12 protein-coding genes and 1 tRNA gene are annotated in these 20,697 nt (G+C 69.2%); 8 read left to right on the top strand and 5 right to left on the bottom strand.

What is annotated here, in order from left to right:
• Window positions 1–140: 140 nt before the first annotated feature.
• The 3 genes from pcp to DTO57_RS11425 all read right to left on the bottom strand — a co-directional run bounded on the left by pcp (window position 141) and on the right by DTO57_RS11425 (window position 2,383).
• On the bottom strand, window positions 141–761 hold the full coding sequence (gene pcp / locus DTO57_RS11435) for a pyroglutamyl-peptidase I (RefSeq protein ID WP_187346619.1): 621 nt from the start codon (window positions 759–761) through the stop codon (window positions 141–143).
• Window positions 762–796: 35 nt separating this feature from the next.
• Window positions 797–2,272, bottom strand: a complete 1,476-nt coding sequence (locus tag DTO57_RS11430) for a DUF5129 domain-containing protein (RefSeq protein ID WP_114118346.1) — start codon at window positions 2,270–2,272, stop codon at window positions 797–799.
• Between the two features lie 40 nt (window positions 2,273–2,312).
• A tRNA-Gly gene (locus DTO57_RS11425) sits at window positions 2,313–2,383 on the bottom strand.
• Window positions 2,384–2,820: 437 nt separating this feature from the next.
• Here DTO57_RS11425 and pulA point away from each other — a divergent pair.
• Window positions 2,821–9,243, top strand: coding sequence for a pullulanase-type alpha-1,6-glucosidase (gene pulA / locus DTO57_RS11420; protein WP_222843262.1), 6,423 nt, complete (start codon window positions 2,821–2,823; stop codon window positions 9,241–9,243).
• Between the two features lie 99 nt (window positions 9,244–9,342).
• Here pulA and DTO57_RS11415 read toward each other — a convergent pair whose 3' ends face one another.
• On the bottom strand, window positions 9,343–9,690 hold the full coding sequence (locus DTO57_RS11415; protein ID WP_114118345.1) for a hypothetical protein: 348 nt from the start codon (window positions 9,688–9,690) through the stop codon (window positions 9,343–9,345).
• A 102-nt stretch (window positions 9,691–9,792) separates the two neighbouring features.
• Between DTO57_RS11415 and dcd the strand changes: the two genes are divergently transcribed.
• The 4 genes from dcd to DTO57_RS11395 all read left to right on the top strand — a co-directional run bounded on the left by dcd (window position 9,793) and on the right by DTO57_RS11395 (window position 12,554).
• On the top strand, window positions 9,793–10,392 hold the full coding sequence (gene dcd / locus DTO57_RS11410) for a dCTP deaminase (protein WP_114118344.1): 600 nt from the start codon (window positions 9,793–9,795) through the stop codon (window positions 10,390–10,392).
• Between the two features lie 125 nt (window positions 10,393–10,517).
• Window positions 10,518–10,826: a TfoX/Sxy family protein gene (locus tag DTO57_RS11405; protein ID WP_114118343.1), complete on the top strand. Its 309-nt coding sequence runs from the start codon at window positions 10,518–10,520 to the stop codon at window positions 10,824–10,826.
• Window positions 10,827–10,872: 46 nt separating this feature from the next.
• Window positions 10,873–11,655 (top strand): siderophore-interacting protein, encoded by a 783-nt coding sequence (locus DTO57_RS11400; RefSeq protein WP_114118342.1) that lies wholly within the window; start codon window positions 10,873–10,875, stop codon window positions 11,653–11,655.
• Between the two features lie 77 nt (window positions 11,656–11,732).
• Window positions 11,733–12,554 (top strand): PhzF family phenazine biosynthesis protein, encoded by an 822-nt coding sequence (locus DTO57_RS11395; RefSeq protein WP_114118341.1) that lies wholly within the window; start codon window positions 11,733–11,735, stop codon window positions 12,552–12,554.
• Between the two features lie 74 nt (window positions 12,555–12,628).
• On the opposite strand, the gene DTO57_RS11390 is transcribed toward DTO57_RS11395, so the two are convergent.
• Window positions 12,629–13,999 (bottom strand): LLM class flavin-dependent oxidoreductase, encoded by a 1,371-nt coding sequence (locus DTO57_RS11390; RefSeq protein WP_114118340.1) that lies wholly within the window; start codon window positions 13,997–13,999, stop codon window positions 12,629–12,631.
• Window positions 14,000–14,147: 148 nt separating this feature from the next.
• Here DTO57_RS11390 and DTO57_RS11385 point away from each other — a divergent pair, with 148 nt between their 5' ends.
• From DTO57_RS11385 to DTO57_RS11375, 3 genes are all read left to right on the top strand, one after another.
• Complete coding sequence (locus tag DTO57_RS11385; RefSeq protein ID WP_114118339.1) at window positions 14,148–15,092, top strand: aldo/keto reductase; 945 nt, start codon at window positions 14,148–14,150, stop codon at window positions 15,090–15,092.
• Entirely contained in the window at window positions 15,089–18,043 is a 2,955-nt protein-coding gene (locus DTO57_RS11380; RefSeq protein ID WP_114118338.1) for a glycoside hydrolase family 2 TIM barrel-domain containing protein, read from the top strand. The genes DTO57_RS11385 and DTO57_RS11380 overlap by 4 nt, the downstream gene beginning before the upstream one ends.
• Window positions 18,044–18,180: 137 nt before the next feature.
• Complete coding sequence (locus DTO57_RS11375) at window positions 18,181–20,670, top strand: glycosyl hydrolase (RefSeq protein ID WP_114118337.1); 2,490 nt, start codon at window positions 18,181–18,183, stop codon at window positions 20,668–20,670.
• The last annotated feature ends 27 nt before the right edge of the window (window positions 20,671–20,697 follow it).

The following is a 20,697-nucleotide window of genomic DNA, read 5'->3' as shown; positions in this document are numbered from 1 at the left end:
CACGTCGAGGTCTTTCGGATGGGCGAGTGTAGGAACTTCCATCTTCGGAAGACCTCGACCTCATTGCGGCGACCGCCACGCCGCCCGCGCATCCAGCCTCGCGCTACACCCTCAAACGCGAAGAGCCCGTTTACGGAGCGCTAGCTGATGGATCCGGCGCTCGTCTGCAGGTCGCCGTCGGCGACGAGGGCGATGCGGATGGCGGTCTCGAGTGCGCCGACGATCGTCCGGGCGGGGAGCGACGGCTGCCCCTCCGGGGCCAGCTCGTCCGACCACGGCACGTGGATGAACCCGGCCCGCACGGCGGATCCGTGGGTCTCGTCGAGAACGGCGTACATGGTGTCGTTGCAGACGAACGTGCCTGCCGAGTGGGAGACGGATCCGCCGATCGCGCTCGCGATGCGCTTTACCGGCAGCGTGCTGAAGTATGCCGCCGGGCCGCCGCCGAGGCTCGGCTCGTCGATGGGCTGCGCGCCGCCGTTATCGGGGATCCGCGCATCGCGCAGGTTGATCGCGACGCGCTCCGGCGTCACCGCCGTGCGCCCGCCCGCGACGCCGGTCGCGATGACGACGTCGGGGCGTAGCTCGCGGATCCGTGCGCGGATCTCGCGCGCTGCCGCATCGAACTCGACGGGGAGGATCGCGGTCTCAAGACGATCCGGGCCGTCCCAGCGCTCCGCAAGGGCGCGCACGGCGTCGCCGGACGGGTTGCCTGCGTCGCCGCCGAAGGGTTCAAATCCGGTCACCAGGATCGTGCGCATAGAGCCAGCCTAGGGGCGTTGCGCACCTGGGCGCGCTAGAAGCGGCTGGATCCGCCGGATCCGGAGAAGCTCGTGCCGCCGCCGTAACCCGACGAGATACCGCTGCTGCTACTGCTCGCAGCGGCCCGAGAGCTCTCGACGGACTGCGTCCCCGCGCGGTAGCCCGCGTGATAGTCGGCCACGTGCCAGAAATAGCTGTAGCCGTAGGTGAGGTCGAGAATGGATCCGCCCGCGCGCGCCGAGCCCCTCCGCGACTTGCGCATCTCTTCGCGCATCTCGTCCGCCTCGCTCTCGTCCTTCGCGAAGGCGGCGATCTGCGCCTCGGAGAACGCCTCGAGCTTGCTCGTGAGCTCGGCGCGCATCTCACGGAGGCGGTCGAGAGCATCGTCCACCGAGATCGCCTCGGTGGCCAGATCCGCGCCGAGACGCTCGACGGTTGCGCGCGCCTGTTCGCCGTATGATGTGAGCGCCACCGCGGGCGCGGCGAGCTCATTCTCGGCGTCCTCGACGATCTCGGGGAGAGCCGAGAGATCGTCGAGGAACGGTTTCGTCTGCGCCGCCCACGCGCGCTGCCACGCGGGGGAGCGGCGGTACAGAGCCGACGCGGCGCTGATCGCATCGTCGATGGCGTCGAGCTTCTGGGCGTTCGCCTGGAAGGTCTTCGCGCGGGTGACGTTGACGGTCTGGGAGCGCTGCTTCTTGTCGAGACCACGAAGCTGGTCGCGCTCGGCGTCGGAGGCCTTGTACAGGTCGAGGAACTCGTTGAACTTCTTCTCGAGTTCGGCTGCGTAGCGGGATCCGCTCGGGAAGGTTGTCGCGGCGATCTCGGTCTCCTGCAGGTCCATCGCGACCTGGGTGAGGTGTTCGGATCCCTTGTCTAGCGCCCGCGCGAACGCCTCGCGACGGCTGCGACGCACGGCGAGCGTGATGCCGGTGACGGCACCGGCGCCGCCGACGCCACCGATCCCGATCGCGGCCCAGCCGCCGGCGGAGATGGGCGGGGCGCCGATGAGTTCGGCGCCGCTCTCGGCGACATCGATCACGCCATCGGTCCAACTGGCCAGGCGGAAGTTGTCGGTGCCGGCGGCGTGCATCGTCTCCATGCGGCTCTCGCTGACCTTGCGGTCTTCGCCGAAGTAGGTGCCGATCTGGCCGTGCCCGTCGTCTTCCACCGAGAGGGTGATGATGAAGAGCCCATCGGACCAGTAGTCTCCGTAGTCGTCGGGGTCGTCGGAGATCCACTCGGGATGCACCTCGCGGGCGTAGTCGAGCGTCTCGCGGTTGATGTTGTCGCTGTACTCGCCCGTGCGGGTGTAGATCGCGACGTCCGTCGGTTCGCGGAACTCGAGTTCACCGATGACGTCGTTCAGCTTCTCCGCGTTCAGAACTCCCGCGGTGTCGTCGATCGTGAGCGATGTCGGTGCCGCCTTATCGTTCGCGGCGCACCCCGCGGATCCTGCGATGACAAAAAGCGCGATACCCGCGCCGGCGATCAGTTTCGTGACAAGCATGAGAACCCTCTCCGTCGGGAGTTCCACGCTATCGGTTCGGAGGGGCTGACGGGAATCGAACCCGCGCTGTCTGCTTGGGAAGCAGAAGTTCTACCATTGAACTACAGCCCCATGATCGTTCTGCCGCGTGATTTCGCGGTCGAACGAGGTGATCCCAGCGTAGCGGTTGCCTGCGCGATGACCAAACTTACCGGTTACCCACCGTCTTGAGTGAGACGTGTGTCGGCGCGTTGAGTCCGGGCTCTCATGGAGGCGGATGCTGTCGCACCTCGGCGAGTTCGCCACGTGAACGATCTGCCCGCCACTTGAGTGGAAGCGTTTCCATTAACGTGACACCTCGCGTGGTGCGAGAAGGTCGACGGCCCGATGCTCGTGCCTCCATATCGCCGGAAATATCAACCTTCTCGGACCCTGCGTGCCGCCGTGCCGCGGAGGCGAGTTGCCAATGGAAAATGGAAACGTTTGCAGTATCGCGCGCCGCGCTGTTACTGTGACGACACTCACCCGAGGGCCCCGGCCCACAGCTTCCTGGAGAAGACGTGACGACGATGTCATCTGAACCTCGCACGCCCGCGCGCCGCGACGGATCCGCCCGCACCGCACGCACGGCCTTCGCGGCCCTCACCGCGATCGCCGTCGTGGGTGCGCCGGCGCTCATCCCACAGCAACCCGCGGCCGCCGCCGATCGCACCTTCGTGGTCACCGGCAGCCTGCAAGATGAGCTGGGCTGCGGATCCGATTGGGCGCCCGATTGCGCGGCGACGGCCCTCGCCCCGACGGACGAGGCGAACGTCTACGCGGCGGAGTTTGAGGTGCCGGCGGGCGACTACGAGTACAAGGTCGCGGTCGACGGCGGCTGGGACGAGGCATACGGCCTCGACGGCGGCGCCGACAACATCCCGCTGCGGATCGCCGGCCCCGCGCAGCTGCGCTTCGTCTACAACGACGAGACCCACCGCGCGGGCGTCGAGGTGCTGAGCCTCGACGACGGATCCGCCGACGCGGCGCTCGTCGCGGATCCGGCGCGCGAGCCGGGATCCGACGAGACTTTCTACTTCGTGATGACCGACCGCTTCGCGAACGGTGACACGAGCAACGACACCGCGGGGATCGAGGGCGGCCGGCTCGATCACGGCTTCGACCCGACCGACAAGGGCTTCTTCCACGGCGGTGACATCGCCGGCCTGCGCGAAAACCTCGACTACATCGACGGCCTCGGCACGACCGCGCTCTGGCTGACGCCGAGCTTCGCCAACCAGCCCGTGCAGGGCGCCGGCGACGACGCAAGCGCCGGCTACCACGGCTATTGGGTGACCGACTTCACCCGCATCGACCCGCACCTCGGCACGAACGACGAGCTCAAGGCGCTCATCGACGAAGCGCACGCCCGTGACATCAAGGTGTACTTCGACATCATCACCAACCACACGGCCGACGTCATCGACTACGCCGAGGGCGAGTACGGCTACGTCGACCAGGCGACGTCGCCGTACCTCGACGCGGACGGAAACGCGTTCGACCCCGCCGACTACGCCGGCACCGGCACCTTCCCGGCGCTCGACGCTTCGACGTCCTTCCCGTACACGCCCGTCGTCACCAACGCGAACGCGAAGACGCCCGAGTGGCTGAACGACCCGACGCTCTATCACAACCGCGGCGACAGCACGTGGACAGGCGAATCGGTCACCTACGGCGACTTCTCGGGCCTCGACGACCTCATGACCGAGAACCCGGCGGTCGTCGACGGATTCGTCGCCGTATACAAGGACTGGGTCGACTTCGGTATCGACGGCTTCCGCATCGACACCGTCAAGCACGTGAACTTCGAGTTCTGGGAGCAGTGGACCACCGAGGTCTCCGACTACGCCAAGTCGCAGGGCAAAGACGACTTCTTCATGTTCGGCGAGGTATACGACGCCGACCCGGTCAAGCTCTCGCCGTACGTGCGCGACACCGACATGAGCTCGGTGCTCGACTTCACGTTCCAGAGCTCGGCCGTGAGCTACGCGGGCGGCAACTCCGCGCGCGGCCTGGCGGCGCTGTTCGCCGGCGACGACTACTACACGACCCCGACGACCTCGGCGCAGGCGCTACCGACGTTCCTCGGCAACCACGACATGGGCCGCGTCGGCTCGTTCCTGCAGAACGCCGACGACAGCCTCGCTCGCACCGAGCTCGCTCACGATCTGATGTACCTCACGCGCGGCCAGCCCGTCGTCTACTACGGCGACGAGCAGGGCTTCGCCGGAACGGGCGGCGACAAGGACGCGCGCCAGGACATGTTCGCGACCGAGGTCGACGAATACGCGAACCAGCCGCTCCTCACGGGCGAGAATGCCGGATCCGTCGACCGCTTCGACGAGACCGCCCCGCTCTACGAGCACATCTCGGCGCTCGCCGCGTTGCGGGCGGGCAGCGCCGCGCTCACCGACGGCGCGCAGATCGAGCTTTACGCCGAGAACGGCGCGGGCGTCTACGCCTTCTCGCGCGTCGATCGGGACGAGAAGATCGAGCACCTCGTCGCCGTAAACAACAGCGCCTCCGAGCAGACCGTGACGTTCACGGCGCTGACGCCCGGCGCCGGCTACGCGCCGCTCTACGGCACGGATGCCGCCCTCGAATCGGCGACCGACGGATCCGTCACCGTCACGGTTCCGGCGCTCGGCGCCGTCGTCTACCGCGCTGACGCCACCGTCGCATCGGCGGCTCTCGATCTGCAGGTCGCGGCTCCCGCGGCCGGCGCCGCGCTCGAGGGCCTCGCCCCGATCTCGGCCGACCTCGGCGCGACCGCGTGGGCCGAGACGAGCTTCGCGTGGCGCGTCGTCGGCTCGGAAGAGTGGACCCCGCTCGGCGTCGCCGAGGACGCGACCCCGCGCGTCTTCCACGACGTCCGCGACCTTCCCGTCGGCACCCTCATCGAGTACCGCGCCGTCGCGAAGACGGCCGACGGATCCGTCACCGGCGCGTCGACGTACGCGTCCGTCGGCAACGCCGTGAACCTCGACGAGGCGCCGGACGACGGCGAGGAGGAGATCGGCTCGGTCTCGATCCCGGGCGATCACAACACCGAGATGGGTTGCGTGAGCGACTGGGATCCGGCCTGCGAGGCGGCCATGCTCACGCTGCGTTCCGACGGAATCTACGAGGGCACCTTCGACCTGCCCGCGGGCGACTACGAGTACAAGGCCGCGATCGACGGTGCCTGGGCCGTGAACTACGGCGCGAACGGCGAGAAGGACGGCGCGAACGTCACCTACTCGCACGACGGCGGCCCCATCACGTTCTACTTCGACCCGCGCAGCCACGTCGTGCAGTCGAGCGCCGACGGGCCGATCATCACGATCCCCGGCAGCTTCCAGCAGGCGCTGGGCTGCGGCGGCGACTGGGATCCCGCCTGCCTCGCGACGCTCATGCATGACGGCGACCACGATGGCGTGTACGAGTTCACGACCGACCGGATCCCCGCCGGAAGCTACGAGGGGAAGGTTGCTCACGGGCTGAGCTGGACCGAAAACTACGGCGTGGATGGCGCGCTGGACGGCGCGAACTACGCCTTCTCGGTGGCCGACGGCGAGCCCGTCGCGTTCCGCTACACCCTCGAGACGCACATGCTCGAGATCGCCGCCGAGGGTCCCGCTGTCGCGGGCTTCGGCGAGCTGAGGGCGCACTGGATCGACGAACAGACGTTCGCCTGGCCCGCCGGCTTCGGAACCGACGACGAGGGCGCGCGGTGGGAGCTCCTCGCGAGCGACGACGCGCAGATCGCTCTCGACGAGGGTGCCGTGTCGGGCGGATCCGCGACCGAACTGACGCTCGTCGACGGCGGGCTGACCGACGCTCAGCTCGCGCGGTTCCCCGCGCTCGGCGGATCCACCGCCCTGCGCGTCGACGCGGGTGACGGCGTCGCCGACCTCCTGCGCGGCCAGCTGGCCGTCGCGGAGTACGACGCCGACGGCACGCTCGTCGCCCTCACGGGCGTGCAGCTGCCGGGCGTGCTCGATGACCTCTATGCCGACGAGGCTGCGGACGCCGAGCTCGGCCTGACGTTCGACGATGAGCAGCCGACGTTCCGACTGTGGGCGCCGACGGCGCAGAGCGTCACCCTGCTCACGTGGGGCGAGGGGTCTGCGGATCCGGCCCGCCACGAGGCCGTGCGAGATGATGCCTCCGGCGCGTGGGCGGTCGAAACCCCCGATGGCGTCGCCGTGGGTGACGAGTACCTGTGGGAGGTGCGCGTCTATGCGCACGACACCGGCAAGATCGAGACGAACCTCGTGACGGATCCGTATGCCGCCGCGCTGACGACGAACTCCGAGCGATCGGTCGTCGTCGACCTCTCGGACGCGTCGCTGCAACCCGAGCTATGGCGCGAGGCGGAGGCGCCGGAGGTGGAGCGGTCGGTTGACCGTGCCATCTACGAGCTCCACATTCGCGACTTCTCGATCTCGGACGAGACCGTGCCCGAGGCCGCGCGGGGAACCTACCTCGCCTTCGCCGAGGACAGCGACGGCACCCGCCAGCTGCAGGAACTCGCCGACGCGGGCATCACCAGCGTGCACCTGCTGCCATCGTTCGACATCGCCACGATCGAGGAGGACCGTGCGGCGCAGGCCCGCACCGAGTGCGACCTCGAGCAGATGGCCCCCGATTCCGACGAGCAGCAGGCCTGCGTCGCCGAGATCGCGGCCGGCGACGGCTTCAACTGGGGCTACGACCCGTACCACTTCTTCGCGCCCGAGGGCTCGTATGCGACGGATCCCGAGGGCGGATCCCGCGTCGCGGAGTTCCGCACGATGGTGGGCGCACTGCACGACACCGGCCTCGAGGTGATCCTCGACCAGGTCTACAACCACACCGCGGCATCCGGCCAGGCCGAGCGCAGCGTGCTCGACAAGGTCGTGCCCGGCTACTACCACCGCCTCGACGCGAAGGGCGTCGTCGAGACGTCGACCTGCTGCGATAACGTCGCCACCGAGCACGCCCTCGCGGGAAAGCTCATGGTCGACGCGGTCGTCTGGTGGGCGAAGGAATACCACGTCGACGGCTTCCGCTTCGACCTCATGGGGCACCACTCGCGCGAGAACATGCTCGATGTGCGCGCCGCGCTCGACGAGCTGACGCTCGAAGACGACGGCGTCGACGGATCCGGCATCTTCCTCTACGGCGAGGGCTGGAACTTCGGCGAGGTCGCCGATAACGCGCTCTTCGAGCAGGCCACTCAGGGCCAGCTCGGCGGCACGGGCATCGCGACCTTCAACGACCGCCTTCGCGACGCCGTGCACGGCGGCAGCCCCGTCGACTCGTCGTCGACGCGGGTGCAGGGCTTCGGAACCGGGCTCGGCACGGATCCGAACGGGGATCCGTCGAACGGCACCGACGAGGAGGCGCTCGCCGACCTCGCGCACCAGACCGACCTTGTGCGGCTCGGCCTCGTGGGTAACCTGCGCGACTACACGTTCGTCACCTCCGACGGCGAGATGACGCGCGGCGAAGACATCGACTACCGCGGCGCGCCCGCGGGCTACGCCGACGAGCCCGACGAGGTCATCAACTACGTCGACGCTCACGACAACGAGACCCTCTATGACATCGGCGTGCTGAAGCTGCCCGTCGACACGTCGATGGCCGATCGCGTGCGCATGAACACGCTCTCGCAGGCGACCGTGACGCTGTCGCAGGGCGTGCCGTTCTGGCACGCCGGCACCGAGCTGCTGCGCTCGAAGTCGCTCGACCGCAACAGCTACGATTCGGGCGACTGGTTCAACCGCATCGATTGGTCGGGCCAGGAGTCGACCTTCGGATCAGGCCTGCCGCCTGCCGCCGATAACAGCGAGAAGTGGGACATCATGGGGCCGCTCCTGGCGGATCCGGCGCTGAAGCCCGACGCCGACGCGATCGCGACCGCGGAATCGTCGGCGATGGATCTCTTGCGGATCCGTAACGAGGTCGACCTGCTGCGGCTCGGCAGCGCGGAGCTGATAACCGAGAAGGTATCGTTCCCGAACAGCGGGCCGGACGAGGCCCCCGGCGTGATCGCGATGCTCATCGACGACCAGAAGGGCGAGTCGTTCTCGGAGGAGTTCGACGGCGCGCTCGTCGTCTTCAATGCCAGCCCCGACGCTATCACCGAGCAGGTCGCCGGCCTCGAGGGGCGCGAGTTCCACCTGACGCAGGCGCAGCAGGACGGCGCGGACGACGTCGTGCGCTCGACGAGCTACGACGCCTCGACGGGGACGGTGAGTGTGCCGGCGCGTACCGTTGCAGTGCTCGTGGAGGACGCGCCGGAGGTTGATGGCGGGGACGATGGTGGCTCTGACGAGGGGGCGCAGGGGGACTCCGATGACGCGTCGCAGGGTGGCTCTGACGACGGATCGCAGGGTTCCGAGGGTGACACCGATGGTGGTTCCGATGACGGTGCCGGTTCCGACGGTGGTGCCGATTCGGAGGACGGTTCCGACGACGGCGCCGGACCCGACGATGGTGCGGACTCCGAGGGCGGTTCGCAGGGCGGGTCCGAGGGTGACACCGATGGTGGTTCCGACGATGGTGCGGATTCGGAGGACGGTTCGCAGGGTGGACCCGAGGGCGATACCGATGGTGGCTCCGACGACGGCGCCGACTCCGAGGGCGGTTCGCAGGGCGGGTCCGAGGGTGACACCGATGGTGGTTCCGACGATGGTGCGGATTCGGAGGACGGTTCGCAGGGTGGACCCGAGGGTGACACCGATGGCGGTTCCGACGACGGCGCTGGATCCGACGACGGTGCGGACTCCGAGGACGGATCGCAGGGCGGATCCGAGGGCGACACCGATGGCGGATCCAACGCGGATCCGGGCGACGGCGCCGAAGAGCAGGACGGGTTGAACCCGACCGGCGGATCCACGCCCGTGCCGACCGCGATCGCGCTCGCGGCGCTCGTTGCGGGCGCGGGGATCCTGGTGATCCGGCGCCGCGCGCGCTCGGACGCCTAACGAGAGACGACGCCGCGGATCCTCGGGAAATTCCCGGGAATCCGCGGCGCCATCGTGCCCGGCAAGCGCGGACGACTTGCGGGATCCGCCAGAGAGTTTTTACGATTGGTGCCAGGTGACGACGCCGTACCAGAGGTTGCGATCGTTTGCGCCGACGCCCCGGGCACACGACGACTTCACGTTAGTGCCGCCGCTCTTGATCACGTGTGCCTTCTTGGCGGAGACAGCCTTAGAGCAGACCGTAAAGTACCGCGTCGCTCCGGTGCCCCAGAACTTGTCGGAGGCAGTGTAGCCGCCGATGGCCGTGTTTCCGTTGGCAGAGGTGGTCGGGGCCGCGTGAGCGGCGGAACTCGTGGCGACGCTGCCGCCAATGATCAGAGCGGCCGCGAACGCGACGCTGGCGAGCTTCTGTGTGAACTTCTTCTTTGTATGGGTCTGGCTAGTCATCGTATTTCCTTTCGTTCTCGTCAGTGCGTGGCCAGGATTGCGAACCCGCAGGCGGAAGTCAACCGTGCGGTGCTTTCGGAGTGGCGCCCGTAGAATCATTACGTGCTGCTCTCCGACCGCGATATTCATGCCGAGCTCGATGCCGAACGGATCGGGCTGGATCCGCTTGATCGCGCGATGGTGCAGCCGTCGAGCGTCGACGTGCGCATCGACCGCTACTTCCGGTTGTTCAGCAACCACAAGTACCCGTTCATCGACCCGGCCGAGGATCAGCCCGATCTGACGCACCTCATTGAGGTCGAGCCCGACGAGGCGTTCGTGCTGCACCCCGGCGAGTTCGTGCTCGCGAGCACATTCGAGAAGGTCACGCTGCCCGACGACGTCGCTGCGCGCCTCGAGGGCAAGTCATCGCTCGGCCGCCTGGGCCTGCTGACGCACTCGACGGCGGGCTTCATCGACCCCGGATTCTCGGGGCACGTGACGCTCGAGCTGTCGAACATGGCGACGCTGCCGATCAAGTTGTGGCCGGGCATGAAGATCGGTCAGCTCTGCTTCTTCCGCCTCTCGTCGCCGGCCGAGAAGACTTACGGCGCGTACGGCAACCGTTACCAGGGTCAGCGCGGCCCGACCGCGAGCCGCTCGCACCTGCGCTTCGCCCGCGCTGACGTCTCGACGACCGACGCCGGCTCGGCGGGGGAGTAACCCCGCCCGTCGCTGTCCCGGTCGCCGCCTCCTACCCGGCGGCCACTCGGTTCCGGTCGCGCAATCTGCTGTTCCCCGGCGCGGGGAAGCGCAGATTGCGCGACCGGAACGCGGATAATGGGGGCATGGCGTACAACCCCGAGCTTGCCGATCGCGTGCGCGCGATCATCGAGGTCATGGGCGACGTCGACGAGAAGCGCATGATGGGCTCGCTCGCGTTCATGGTTAACGGCAAGATGGCTGTCGGAGTCTCGGGCGACGAGGTGTTCTTCCCGATGGGCGGCGGCGAGGCGCTCGAGGTCGCGCTGCAGCAGGGTGCGCACCGGCTCGCGCTCGCGAGCGGGCGCTCGGTGCCGTTTGCGGCGCTGACGGATCCGGATGACGACCTGCTCGCCGACTGGATCGGCGACGCGGTCGAGCGCGCGCTCGGCTGATCCGCGCGCCGCTTTAGGGTAGCCTTACCTGAAAAGGGGGAGGGCTGTGTCGAACATCACTGTCACGCACGCCGAGTCGGGCCTGGTTCACGCCGAGGTCGTGCGGAGTGCACGCGTCACGCCGAACATGGTGCGCGTCACCCTCGGCGGCGAAGACCTGCGGCGCTTCACGTACCGCGGTTTCGACCAGTGGTTCCGGCTGGCCCTGCCGGTGACGGCCGACGCCGACCTCTCGCGCATGCCGCAGAAGTTCGGCATCGGCGGGTACCTCTCGTACCTGCGGATCCCCAAGGGGCACCGCCCCGTCGTGCGCAACTATACGGTGCGCGACTTCCGCGGCGACGAGCTCGATATCGACTTCGTATCGCACGGCACCGAGGGCGTCGCGGGGCCGTGGGCGGCCTCGGCCGCCGCCGGCGATCCCGTCGCGTTCATCGACCAGGGCTGTGGCTGGCTCGGGAAGCCCGCCGACTCGAACCTTATCGTGGCCGACGAGAGCGCGCTGCCCGCCGCCCTCGGGATCCTGCGCGACATGCCGCGCGACGCCGTCGGTCACGCGGTCATCGAGCTGTTCGACGAGCGCGACCGGCAGGACATCGACGCACCCGCGGGCATGGAGATCCACTGGCTGACCCGCGAGGGCAACCCCGGATCTGCGGCCCTGCCGAAGCTTCGTGAACTGCAGTTCACGGGCACGCCGTACGCGTTCGCGGTGGGGGAGCAGGCGCTCGCCGCGGGCGCGCGCCGCTACCTTGTGAAGGAACGCGCCGTGCCGAAGGACTTCATCACGTTCTCGGGCTACTGGCGCATGGGGCGGGCGGCGGGCTAAATCTGCAATTCTCCGCGCGGTCGTATGCGAATCGCATACGACCGCGCGGAGAATTGATGACTTGGTAGCGTCGGGGGATGACGCGCACCTTCCGCCAAGTCGATGTATTCAGCTCCGAGCCGCTGCTCGGTAACCCCGTCGCCGTCGTCCACGACGCCGACGGCCTCACGGAAGACCAGATGGCGGCGTTCGCCCGCTGGACGAACCTTTCCGAGACCACCTTCCTCCTGTCGCCGACGGATCCGGCCGCCGACTACCGCCTGCGCATCTTCACCCCGGGCGGCGAGCTGCCCTTCGCGGGCCACCCGACGCTCGGATCCGCGCACGCGTGGATCGAGGCCGGCGGATCCGCGGGCGACGAGGTGATCCAGGAGTGCGCGATCGGGCTCGTCACGATCCGCCGCGGCGCCGGCGGGCTCTCGTTCCGTGCGCCCGAGCGGATCCGCGCCGGCGCCGTCGACGAGAGCGTCGTCGCCGAGGCGGCCGCCGCCCTCGGCGTCGCGCGCGCCGACGTGATCGACGCGGAATGGTGCGACAACGGGCCGGGATGGCTCGGGATCCAGCTCGCCGACGCCGCGAGCGTGCTCGCGCTGCGCCCCGACCAGGCGGCGCTCCCGACGAAGATCGGCGTCGTCGGCGCCTACGCCGACGGCGAGTGCGCGATCGAGGTGCGCGCGTTCTGCCGCCCGGAGCAGGGGGTGTTCGAGGATCCGGTGACCGGATCGCTCAACGCCGCCCTCGGCCAGTGGCTCGCGGGCACGAAGCTGCCCGACGAATACGTCGCGAGCCAGGGCACCGCGCTCGGCCGCCGCGGCCGCGTGAGCGTGCGCCGGATCGGCGACGAGGTGTGGGTCGGCGGCGCGACGAACACCACGATCGTGGGCGAGGTCGGGCTCTAACCCGCGCAAAACTGCAATTCTCCGCGCGGTCATCTGCGAATTGCAGATGACCGCGCGGAGAATTGCAGAGTTAGTTACGCGTTGTACTTGTACTGAGCCGCGCGGTGCGTCGACTTCACGCGGTCGCCCTCGCCGGAGAGCTTGTGGCGCAGGGTGCCGGGCACGTACTCCGTCGGGTAGATGCCGCGCTCGCGCAGAACCGGGATGACGTACTTGATGACGTCTTCCCACGTCTCGTGCGCGACGGCGTACGCGAGGTTGAAGCCGTCGACGTCGGCCTCCTCCTGCCAGCGCTGCAGTTCGTCGGCGATCTGCTCACCGGATCCGACGATCGTGGGGCCGAGGCCGCCGATCGCGTTCTTGCGGGCGAGGTCGCCGACGGTCCACTCGCGGCCGAGGTCGGCCTCCTCCTGCAGGTGCTGCAGGGTCGACTGGATCGCGTTCGATTTGACGTTGCCGAGCGGCTCGTCCCAGTCGTAGGTCGAGAGGTCGACGCCCATCCAGCCCGACGTGAAGACCAGCGCGCCCTCGGTCGAGGCGTACTGGTCGTACTCGGCCTTCTTCGCGAGGGCCTCCTCCTCCGTGGCTCCCGTCACGATCGTGAGGAGGGTGTAGATCTTGGCGTCGTAACGGTCGCGACCCGCGGCCTCGAGGCCGTCGCGGATCCGCTTCACGGTCTTCGCGAGCACCTCGGTCGACGGGGCGCCGACGAAGATCGCCTCGGCGTTACCGGCGGCGAACGCGACGCCGCGGGGCGATGCACCCGCCTGGTAGATGACCGGCGTGCGCTGCGGCGACGGCTCGGAGATGTGGATACCGGGCACGTCGAACCACTTGCCGTGGTGGCCGATCTCGTGAACCTTCGACGGATCCGTGAAGATGCCCGCCTCGCGGTCTTCGATGACGGCGTCGTCTTCCCACGAGCCCTCCCACAGCTTGTAGAGCACCTCGAGGTACTCGTCGGCGTGGTCGTAGCGCTCGTCGTGCTCCATCTGGTCTTCCGCACCCATGTTGCGGGCGGCGCTCGGTAGGTAGCCCGTCACGACGTTCCAGCCGATGCGGCCGTTCGTGAGGTGGTCGAGCGTCGACAGGCGGCGCGCGAAGGGGTAGGGGTGCTCGAACGCGGTGCCGGCGGTGATGCCGAAGCCGAGGTTCTCGGTGACCGCCGCCATGGCGCTCGCGAGCAGGATCGGGTCGTTCACGGGAACCTGCGCGCCGTTGCGGAGGGCCGCCTCGTTCGTTCCGCCGTACACGTCGTACGTGCCGAGCACGTCGGCGATGAACAGGCCATCGAAGGTGCCCGACTCGAGGAGCTGCGCGAGATCCGTCCAGTACTTGATGGTGTTGTACTCGCGCGAGCGGTCCCGCGGGTGGCGCCACATGCCCGAGGCCTGGTGCGCGACGCAGTTCATGTCGAAGGCGTTGAAGCGGATCTGACGTGTCATGGAATGAGACAACCGTAACGCGCGCGTGCGCGCAAGGCGGCGCGACATGAACGGTCATCTGACTAGCCTGGACGCGTGGCTCACGTGCCATAATGAGAGTGCATTCGTCTTTGCATGAATATGCACGCCGATTCAACGGAGAATTCACATGACCAGCGCGCACATCCCGGACCTCACGCCCCTCACGCTCGGAACCTCGCCCCTCGGGCAGGGGACGACCCCCGGATCCGCGGAGGAGGCGGCCGCGGTCGAAACCGCGATCGCGCTGCTGCGTTCCGGGCACTTCGTCGACACCGCGAACATGTACGCGGACGGGCGCTCCGAAGAGGTCATCGGCATCGCGCTCGGCGAGCTGAGCGCCGAGGAGCGCGAGGACGCCGCGGGCCGCCTCATCACGAAGGTCGACCGCGACCTCGAGACGGGCATCCTCGACGGCGACCGCGTGCGCCGCTCGTACGAGGAGAGCCTCACGAGGCTCGGCCTCGACCGCGTGCGCTACCTGCACCTGCACGACCCGTACCGCACCCCGTTCGCGGAGGCGAGCGCGCCCGGCGGATCCATCGAGGCGATGGTCGCGCTCCGCGAGGCGGGCGCGACCGACGTCATCGGCATCGCGGCGGGCAAGGTGCCCGTCGTCTCGCAGTACGTCGCGACCGGAGCCTTCGACCTGCTCCTGCTCCACAACCGCCTGACCCTCGTCGACCAGAGCGCGACCGGGCTCATGACCGAGGCGAAGAACCGCGGCATGACCGTCTTCAACGCGGCCCCGTTCGGCGGCGACCTGCTGGCGAAGGGATCCGCCGCCGGCACCTCGTACGCGTACCGGCCCGTGACCGACGAGCTACGCGCGTGGACGGCGCGCGCCGAGGAGGTCTGCGCGCGCCACGGCGTCGCGCTGAACGCCGTCGCGCTGCAGTTCTCGCTGCGCTCGCTGCTCGTCGACTCGACCGTCGTCGGGATCAGCTCACCCGCCCGCCTCGAGGAGGCCCGCGCGCTCGCCGCGGCCGCGATCCCGGACGCCGTGTGGGGCGAGATCGAGGCCCTGGGCGCCGCGCCCACGACGGTGAGGGATGAGTGGGAAGAGGTCTTGTGAGCGACTATTGGCAGTCGTTCGCCCCGGGCGAGGGACGCCGTGCCCCGCGCGCCGATGCCGTGACCGACGCGCGCACGATCTCGCTTAACGGCACGTGGGCGTTCCGGCTCTCGCCGACCGCGGCCGGCACGGGCGAGGCGTTCCTTTCTGACGACTTCGACGCTGCCGGCTGGGACTCGATGCGCGTGCCGAGCCACTGGGTGCTCGAGGAATTCACGCCGCTCGCGGGCGGCGCGGCCCGGTCGATGCGCGGCACCGCCGAGGGGCCGCTCTACACGAATACGGCCTACCCGATCCCGATCGATCCGCCGTACGTACAGCGCGAGAACCCCACGGGCGACTACCGCCTCGAGTTCGACGTGCCCGCTGACTTCGGCGACGCCGTGTTGCGATTCCAGGGCGTCGACTCGTGCGCGAAGGTGTGGCTCAACGGGGTCGAGCTCGGATGGTCCACCGGATCCCGCCTGCCCTTCGAGTTCGACGCACCCGTGCGGCCCGGCCGCAACGTGCTCGCCGTGCGCGTGCACCGATTCTCGGCGGGCACGTATCTCGAAGACCAAGACATGTGGTGGCTGCCCGGCATCTTCCGCGACGTCGAGCTCATCGAGCGGCCCGAAGCGTCCATCGACGACCACTTCGTGCACGCCGACTACGACCACGTCACCGGCGTCGGCACGCTCCGCGTCGACGCGACCTGCGCGGCCGTCGTCGAGATCCCCGAGCTCGGGATCCGGATCCCGGCCGGGGACACCTGGTCCGGATCCGTGGATCCGTGGAGCGCGGAAAGCCCGCGGCTGTATCGCGGGACGCTGCGCTCGGCGGGCGAGGCGATCTCGCTCGCCGTCGGCTTCCGCCGCGTCTCGATCGACGACGGCGTCTTCCGCGTCAACGGGCGCCCCGTGAAGCTGCGCGGCGTGAACCGGCACGAGCACGACGCCGACCGCGGGCGCACCCTCTCGCTCGACGACATGCGCCGCGATATCGAGCTGATGAAACGTGCAAATGTCGATGCCGTGCGCACGGCGCACTATCCGCCGCACCCCGATTTCTTGCGGCTCTGCGACGAATACGGGCTCTGGGTGCTGCTCGAGAACGACCTCGAGACGCACGGGTTTATCTACTCCGGGTGGGAGGGGAACCCGCCCGCGGTGCCCGAGTGGCGCGACGCGATCATGGACCGCATGCGTCGCACCCTCGAGCGAGACAAGAACCACCCGAGCATCGTCATCTGGTCGATGGCCAACGAGTCGATGACGGGCGACGCGTTCGCCGAGCTGCGCGCCTATATCGACGAGCGCGACGGATCCCGCCCCGTCATCTACGAGCGTGACCCCTCGTATCGCGATAGCGACTTCTACTCGGTGATGTACCCGTCGCTCGAGGTGCTCGATCAGATCGGGCGGCACGAGGAGCCCGCGTCGCGCAAGGTCGGCATGCACGGCATGGAGTTCGACGCTGCGTCCTCCGAGCCGGATCCGTTCGATGAGCGTCGCCGCGGCCTACCGTTCCTGCTCATCGAGTACGCGCACGCGATGGGCAACGGCCCCGGATCGCTCAGCGATTACTGGGAGATCATGGCCCGGCACGACCGCATCTGCGGCGGCTTCGTGTGGGAGTGGATCGACCACGGCTTCCGCGGGCCCGAGGGCGGGTTCCTTCACGGATCCGACATCGACTACGAGCCGAACGGCGGGCGCTTCAACCTCGACGGGCTGCTCTTCTCCGACCGCACGCCGTCGCCTGCGGTCCGCGAACTCGCGAAGGCGTATGCCCCGATCGGCATATCTGTGACTTCCTCGGTCATCACGGTGACGAACACGCGCCACTCGCGCCCCACCGACGACGTGGTGTTCGAGTGGCGGTGGACGAGCGGGGCGACGGTTGTGGCCTCGGGGGCGTTCGATCTGCTCGTCGACGCCGGATCCTCTGGTGTCGTTGACGCGCCGGCCGCGCCCGCGGGCGACGACCTCGTGCTGACGGTGTCGGCCGTGCTCGCTGCGGATGAAGTATGGGCGCCCGCCGGGCATGTTGTGGCGTGGGGGCAGTTTGTTGTGGTGGGCGGTCCGGAACTTCGGAGTTGGCCCCAAACTGCGGACCGCGCCGCGGGGGTGGATCCGCAGTTCGGGACCGTCTCCGCAGGAACGGACCACAGGATCCGGCTCGGCGACGCCCTCTTCGAGGGCGGCCGGCTCGTGTCTCTCGGCGGGATCGACATCGCGGGCCCCGTGCTCGACCTACATCGCGCGCCGACCGAGAACGACCACGGGCAGGGCGGCAACAATAACCTCGCCCGGATGTGGCAACAGGTGGGGCAGAACCGGCTCATCGACACGGTGATGTCGATCGATCCCGGGCCGGACGGCCTCGTCGTGCGGGGCCGAACGGGCGCCGCCACCCGCAATCACGCCGCCGAGTGGGAGATGAGGTGGCGCTGGGTCGACGCGGCGCTCGAGCTCACGACGACGGTCGACTTCGTGGGTCCGTGGGGAGATACCCCCTATCAGCACCACGACGTCTGGATCCCGCGGATCGGGCTGCTGTTCTCCCTCGGATCCGCGGACGAGGCCACCTGGTTCGGGCATGGACCGGACGAGACATATGCCGACTCGCGCATGGGATCTCAGGTCGGCGTGTGGACACGTACGGTCGACGACATGCAGACGCCGCACGAGGTGCCGCAGGAGAACGGCAACCACGTCGACACGCGCTGGCTCGAGATCGGGGGGATCCGCATCGACGGAGGCTTCGACTTCACCGCCCGCCGGTGGACCCCCCTCGACCTCGAGCGCGCCGCGCACCTGCGTGAACTTCGGGATAGCGGTCGCGTGTGGCTCAACATCGACCACGCGCAGATGGGCATCGGCTCGGCCTCGGTCGGGCCCGCGCTCCCCGAGAAGTACCGCGTGCCGCGCGAGCGCACAAGCTGGACGGTGCGGCTGCGCGCGGCGTGACCCGTGCACGAATGTCGGAGAAATCACGGGGATCGGAGGTCTGGCCCGGATTTGTCCGAGTTTCGTGATTTCTCCGAGTCTCGTGCCACGCCGCCCGCCCCACTATCCTGGCTGAAACGTTTCGAAACGAGGATCCCGTGACAGAGCTGTCCGAGAAGTTCCGCACGCCGCCGCGCGAGGCCGCTCCGATGATGCGCTGGTGGTGGTTCGGGCCGGCGCAGACGCCGGAGCGGATCCGGCGCGAGCTCACCGCGATGCGCGACGCGGGGCTGCGGGGCGCCGAGGTCTCCTACGTCTACCCGATGGCGGAGGAGGGCGACCTGTTCCTCAGCGAGCCGTTCCTGCAGAATCTGCGCCACGCCGGAGAGGTCGCCGACGAGCTCGGCCTGCGCCTCGACATCACGCTCGGCAGCGGCTGGTCGTATGGCGGCGCGCACATCGGCCCCGGGCATGCCGCGCGCACGCTGCACTGGGAGAGGTTCGAGATCGCGCCGGGCGCGCAGCGGATCCCGATCCCGGCCGCGTGGCCGGGGGACGAGCTCGTCGGCGCGTACCTCGGCGACGGATCCATCCAGGAGGCCCCCGACGACGTGCGGCCGCTCGCGTGGGACGCGGACGGGATCCGGATCCCCGCGGGCGCGGGCCCGCGGGTCGTGCTGTTCGCGATCTCACGGCTCACCGGGCAAAACGTGAAGCGTGCCGCCCGCGGCATCGAGGGGCCGGTGCTCGATCACTATTCCGAGGCGGCGATCCGGCACCATATCGACGTCGTCGCGGAGCCGCTGGTGAACGCGGTCGCGCGGATCGGATCCGTGTTCTGCGACAGCCTCGAGGTGTATCACGGCGACTGGACGCCGCTCTTTCCGCAGGAGTTCGAGGCGCGGCGCGGGTACCCGCTGCTTCCGGAGCTGTGGAAGCTCGATGTCGACGACGCGGGCAGCGCGAGACTGCGCGCCGACATGGGCCAAACCCGCACCGAGCTTTACGAGGATCGATTCCTCATGCCGCTGCAGGCATGGGCCCGGTCGAAGGGCGTGCCGCTGCGCGTGCAGGGCTATGGCGAGCCGCCCGCCGCCGTGAGCAGCTACCGTTTCGTCGACCAGATCGAGGGCGAGGGCTGGGGCTGGCGCGACATCACGCAGACTCGCTGGGCGTCGTCGGGTGCGCGGGTGTGCGGCGTGACGGTGGTGTCGTCGGAGACGTGGACCTGGAACCACTCGCCCTCCTTCCGCGCCACCCCGCTCGACCTCGCGGGCGAGGTGCACGAGCACATTCTGTGCGGCATCAACCAGTTCTTCGGCCACGGCTGGCCGTCGACGCCGGCCGATGGGCCGGGCGTCGGCAACGTCTTCTACGCCGCGGCCGCGCTCGACGACCGCAACGCGTGGTGGCCCGTCGCCCCGGATCTCTGGAGCTACATCGCGCGCCTGTCGTGGATCATGCGCCAGGGCACCCGCATCGCCCGCGTCGGACTCTACGTGCCGATCCGCGACATCGACGCCTCGCTCGAGGGCCTGGATCTCTCGCGCCGTGCCCGCACCTGGATCGGATCCGCCATCCCCGCCGCGATCCGCGACGCCGGGCACGATTTCGACCTCTTCGACGACGCCTCCACCGCGTTCCTCGCACCCGACGCCTTCGACGTGATCGTGCTGCCGCGGGCGAGCGAGGTGCCGTCGGCAGAGTGGATCCGCCGGGCCCGCGCGGCGGGCGCTCTCGTGATCGCGGTGGATCGCGCGCCGGGTGATGCCATCGCGGACCTCACCGTCCCCGAGGCCGACCTCCGCGCGGCGCTCCAGCGGCGCCTCGCCTCCGACCACCCGCTCGTCGTGCCCGAGCGGCACCGCGCGGCGGTCGGTGTGACCCATCGCCGCTCGGACGACAACGACATATTCTTCGTCGCGAACACGGCAGCGACACCGGCTGTGATCGCGTTCGCGCCGACGGGCGCGCACGAAAACTGGGCGCTCGCGGATCCGCGCACCGGCGACATCCGCGCCCTCGCGGCGGGTGAGATCGAGCTCGCGCCGTACCAGGCCATCGTGATCGTGGGCGGTGTCGAGGGGGATCGGCGGGTTTACAAGGCGGACCGCGAGGTGCGGGCCGAGAGGTGGAGCGTCGCGTTCCCGGGCGAGGTGCAGGAGCCCATCTCGTTCCCGCACCGCTGGGAGGATTCGCGCACGGGCTACTCCGGATCCGCAAGCTACCGTGCCGCATTCACCCTCGACCGCGCGGGCGACGTCGCGCTCGACCTCGGCGGCGTGGAGGCGCTGCCGAGCGAGCTCGCCGACCGCGGGATCCGCGGGCCGTCCTTCCGCGCGAAAATCGTCTACCCGGTGGGCGTCGCGGCGGAGGTGTTCGTCGACGGGCGCAGGGCCGGATCCGCGTGGTCGGCCCCGTTCCGCGTCGAGCTCGGCGCGCTCGCCGCGGGCGACCACGAGATCGAGGTCGTCGTGCACAACACGACGGCGAACCGGCTCGCGGTGGACGAGCACCTGCCCGCCGTCGCGGAGGCGGCCGAGCGCGCGCACGGCCGCCGATTCCGGATCCAGGATCTCGACCTCGCGCTCGAGGGCGTCGAATCGGGCCTGCTGCAGGAACCGCGGCTGCGGGTGCACACCCGGTAGGGTCGCCATGAATTGTCGCGTCGGTGT

The organism is Microbacterium sorbitolivorans (genome assembly GCF_003327285.1).
GTDB lineage: Bacteria > Actinomycetota > Actinomycetes > Actinomycetales > Microbacteriaceae > Microbacterium > Microbacterium sorbitolivorans.
The sequence above is the reverse complement of the archived record's forward strand: the minus strand, read 5'-3'. Positions and strand labels throughout refer to the sequence as shown.

Excerpts from the sequence above, each read along its gene's own strand:
- DTO57_RS11430 (WP_114118346.1), bottom strand. The coding sequence starts at position 2,272 with ATGCTTGTCACGAAACTGATCGCCGGCGCGGGTATCGCGCTTTTTGTC.
- pcp (WP_187346619.1), bottom strand. The coding sequence starts at position 761 with ATGCGCACGATCCTGGTGACCGGATTTGAACCCTTCGGCGGCGACGCA.
- DTO57_RS11385 (WP_114118339.1), top strand. The coding sequence starts at position 14,148 with ATGACCAGCGCGCACATCCCGGACCTCACGCCCCTCACGCTCGGAACC.
- DTO57_RS11395 (WP_114118341.1), top strand. The coding sequence starts at position 11,733 with ATGACGCGCACCTTCCGCCAAGTCGATGTATTCAGCTCCGAGCCGCTG.
- pulA (WP_222843262.1), top strand. The coding sequence starts at position 2,821 with ATGTCATCTGAACCTCGCACGCCCGCGCGCCGCGACGGATCCGCCCGC.
- DTO57_RS11390 (WP_114118340.1), bottom strand. The coding sequence starts at position 13,999 with ATGACACGTCAGATCCGCTTCAACGCCTTCGACATGAACTGCGTCGCG.
- DTO57_RS11405 (WP_114118343.1), top strand. The coding sequence starts at position 10,518 with ATGGCGTACAACCCCGAGCTTGCCGATCGCGTGCGCGCGATCATCGAG.
- DTO57_RS11415 (WP_114118345.1), bottom strand. The coding sequence starts at position 9,690 with ATGACTAGCCAGACCCATACAAAGAAGAAGTTCACACAGAAGCTCGCC.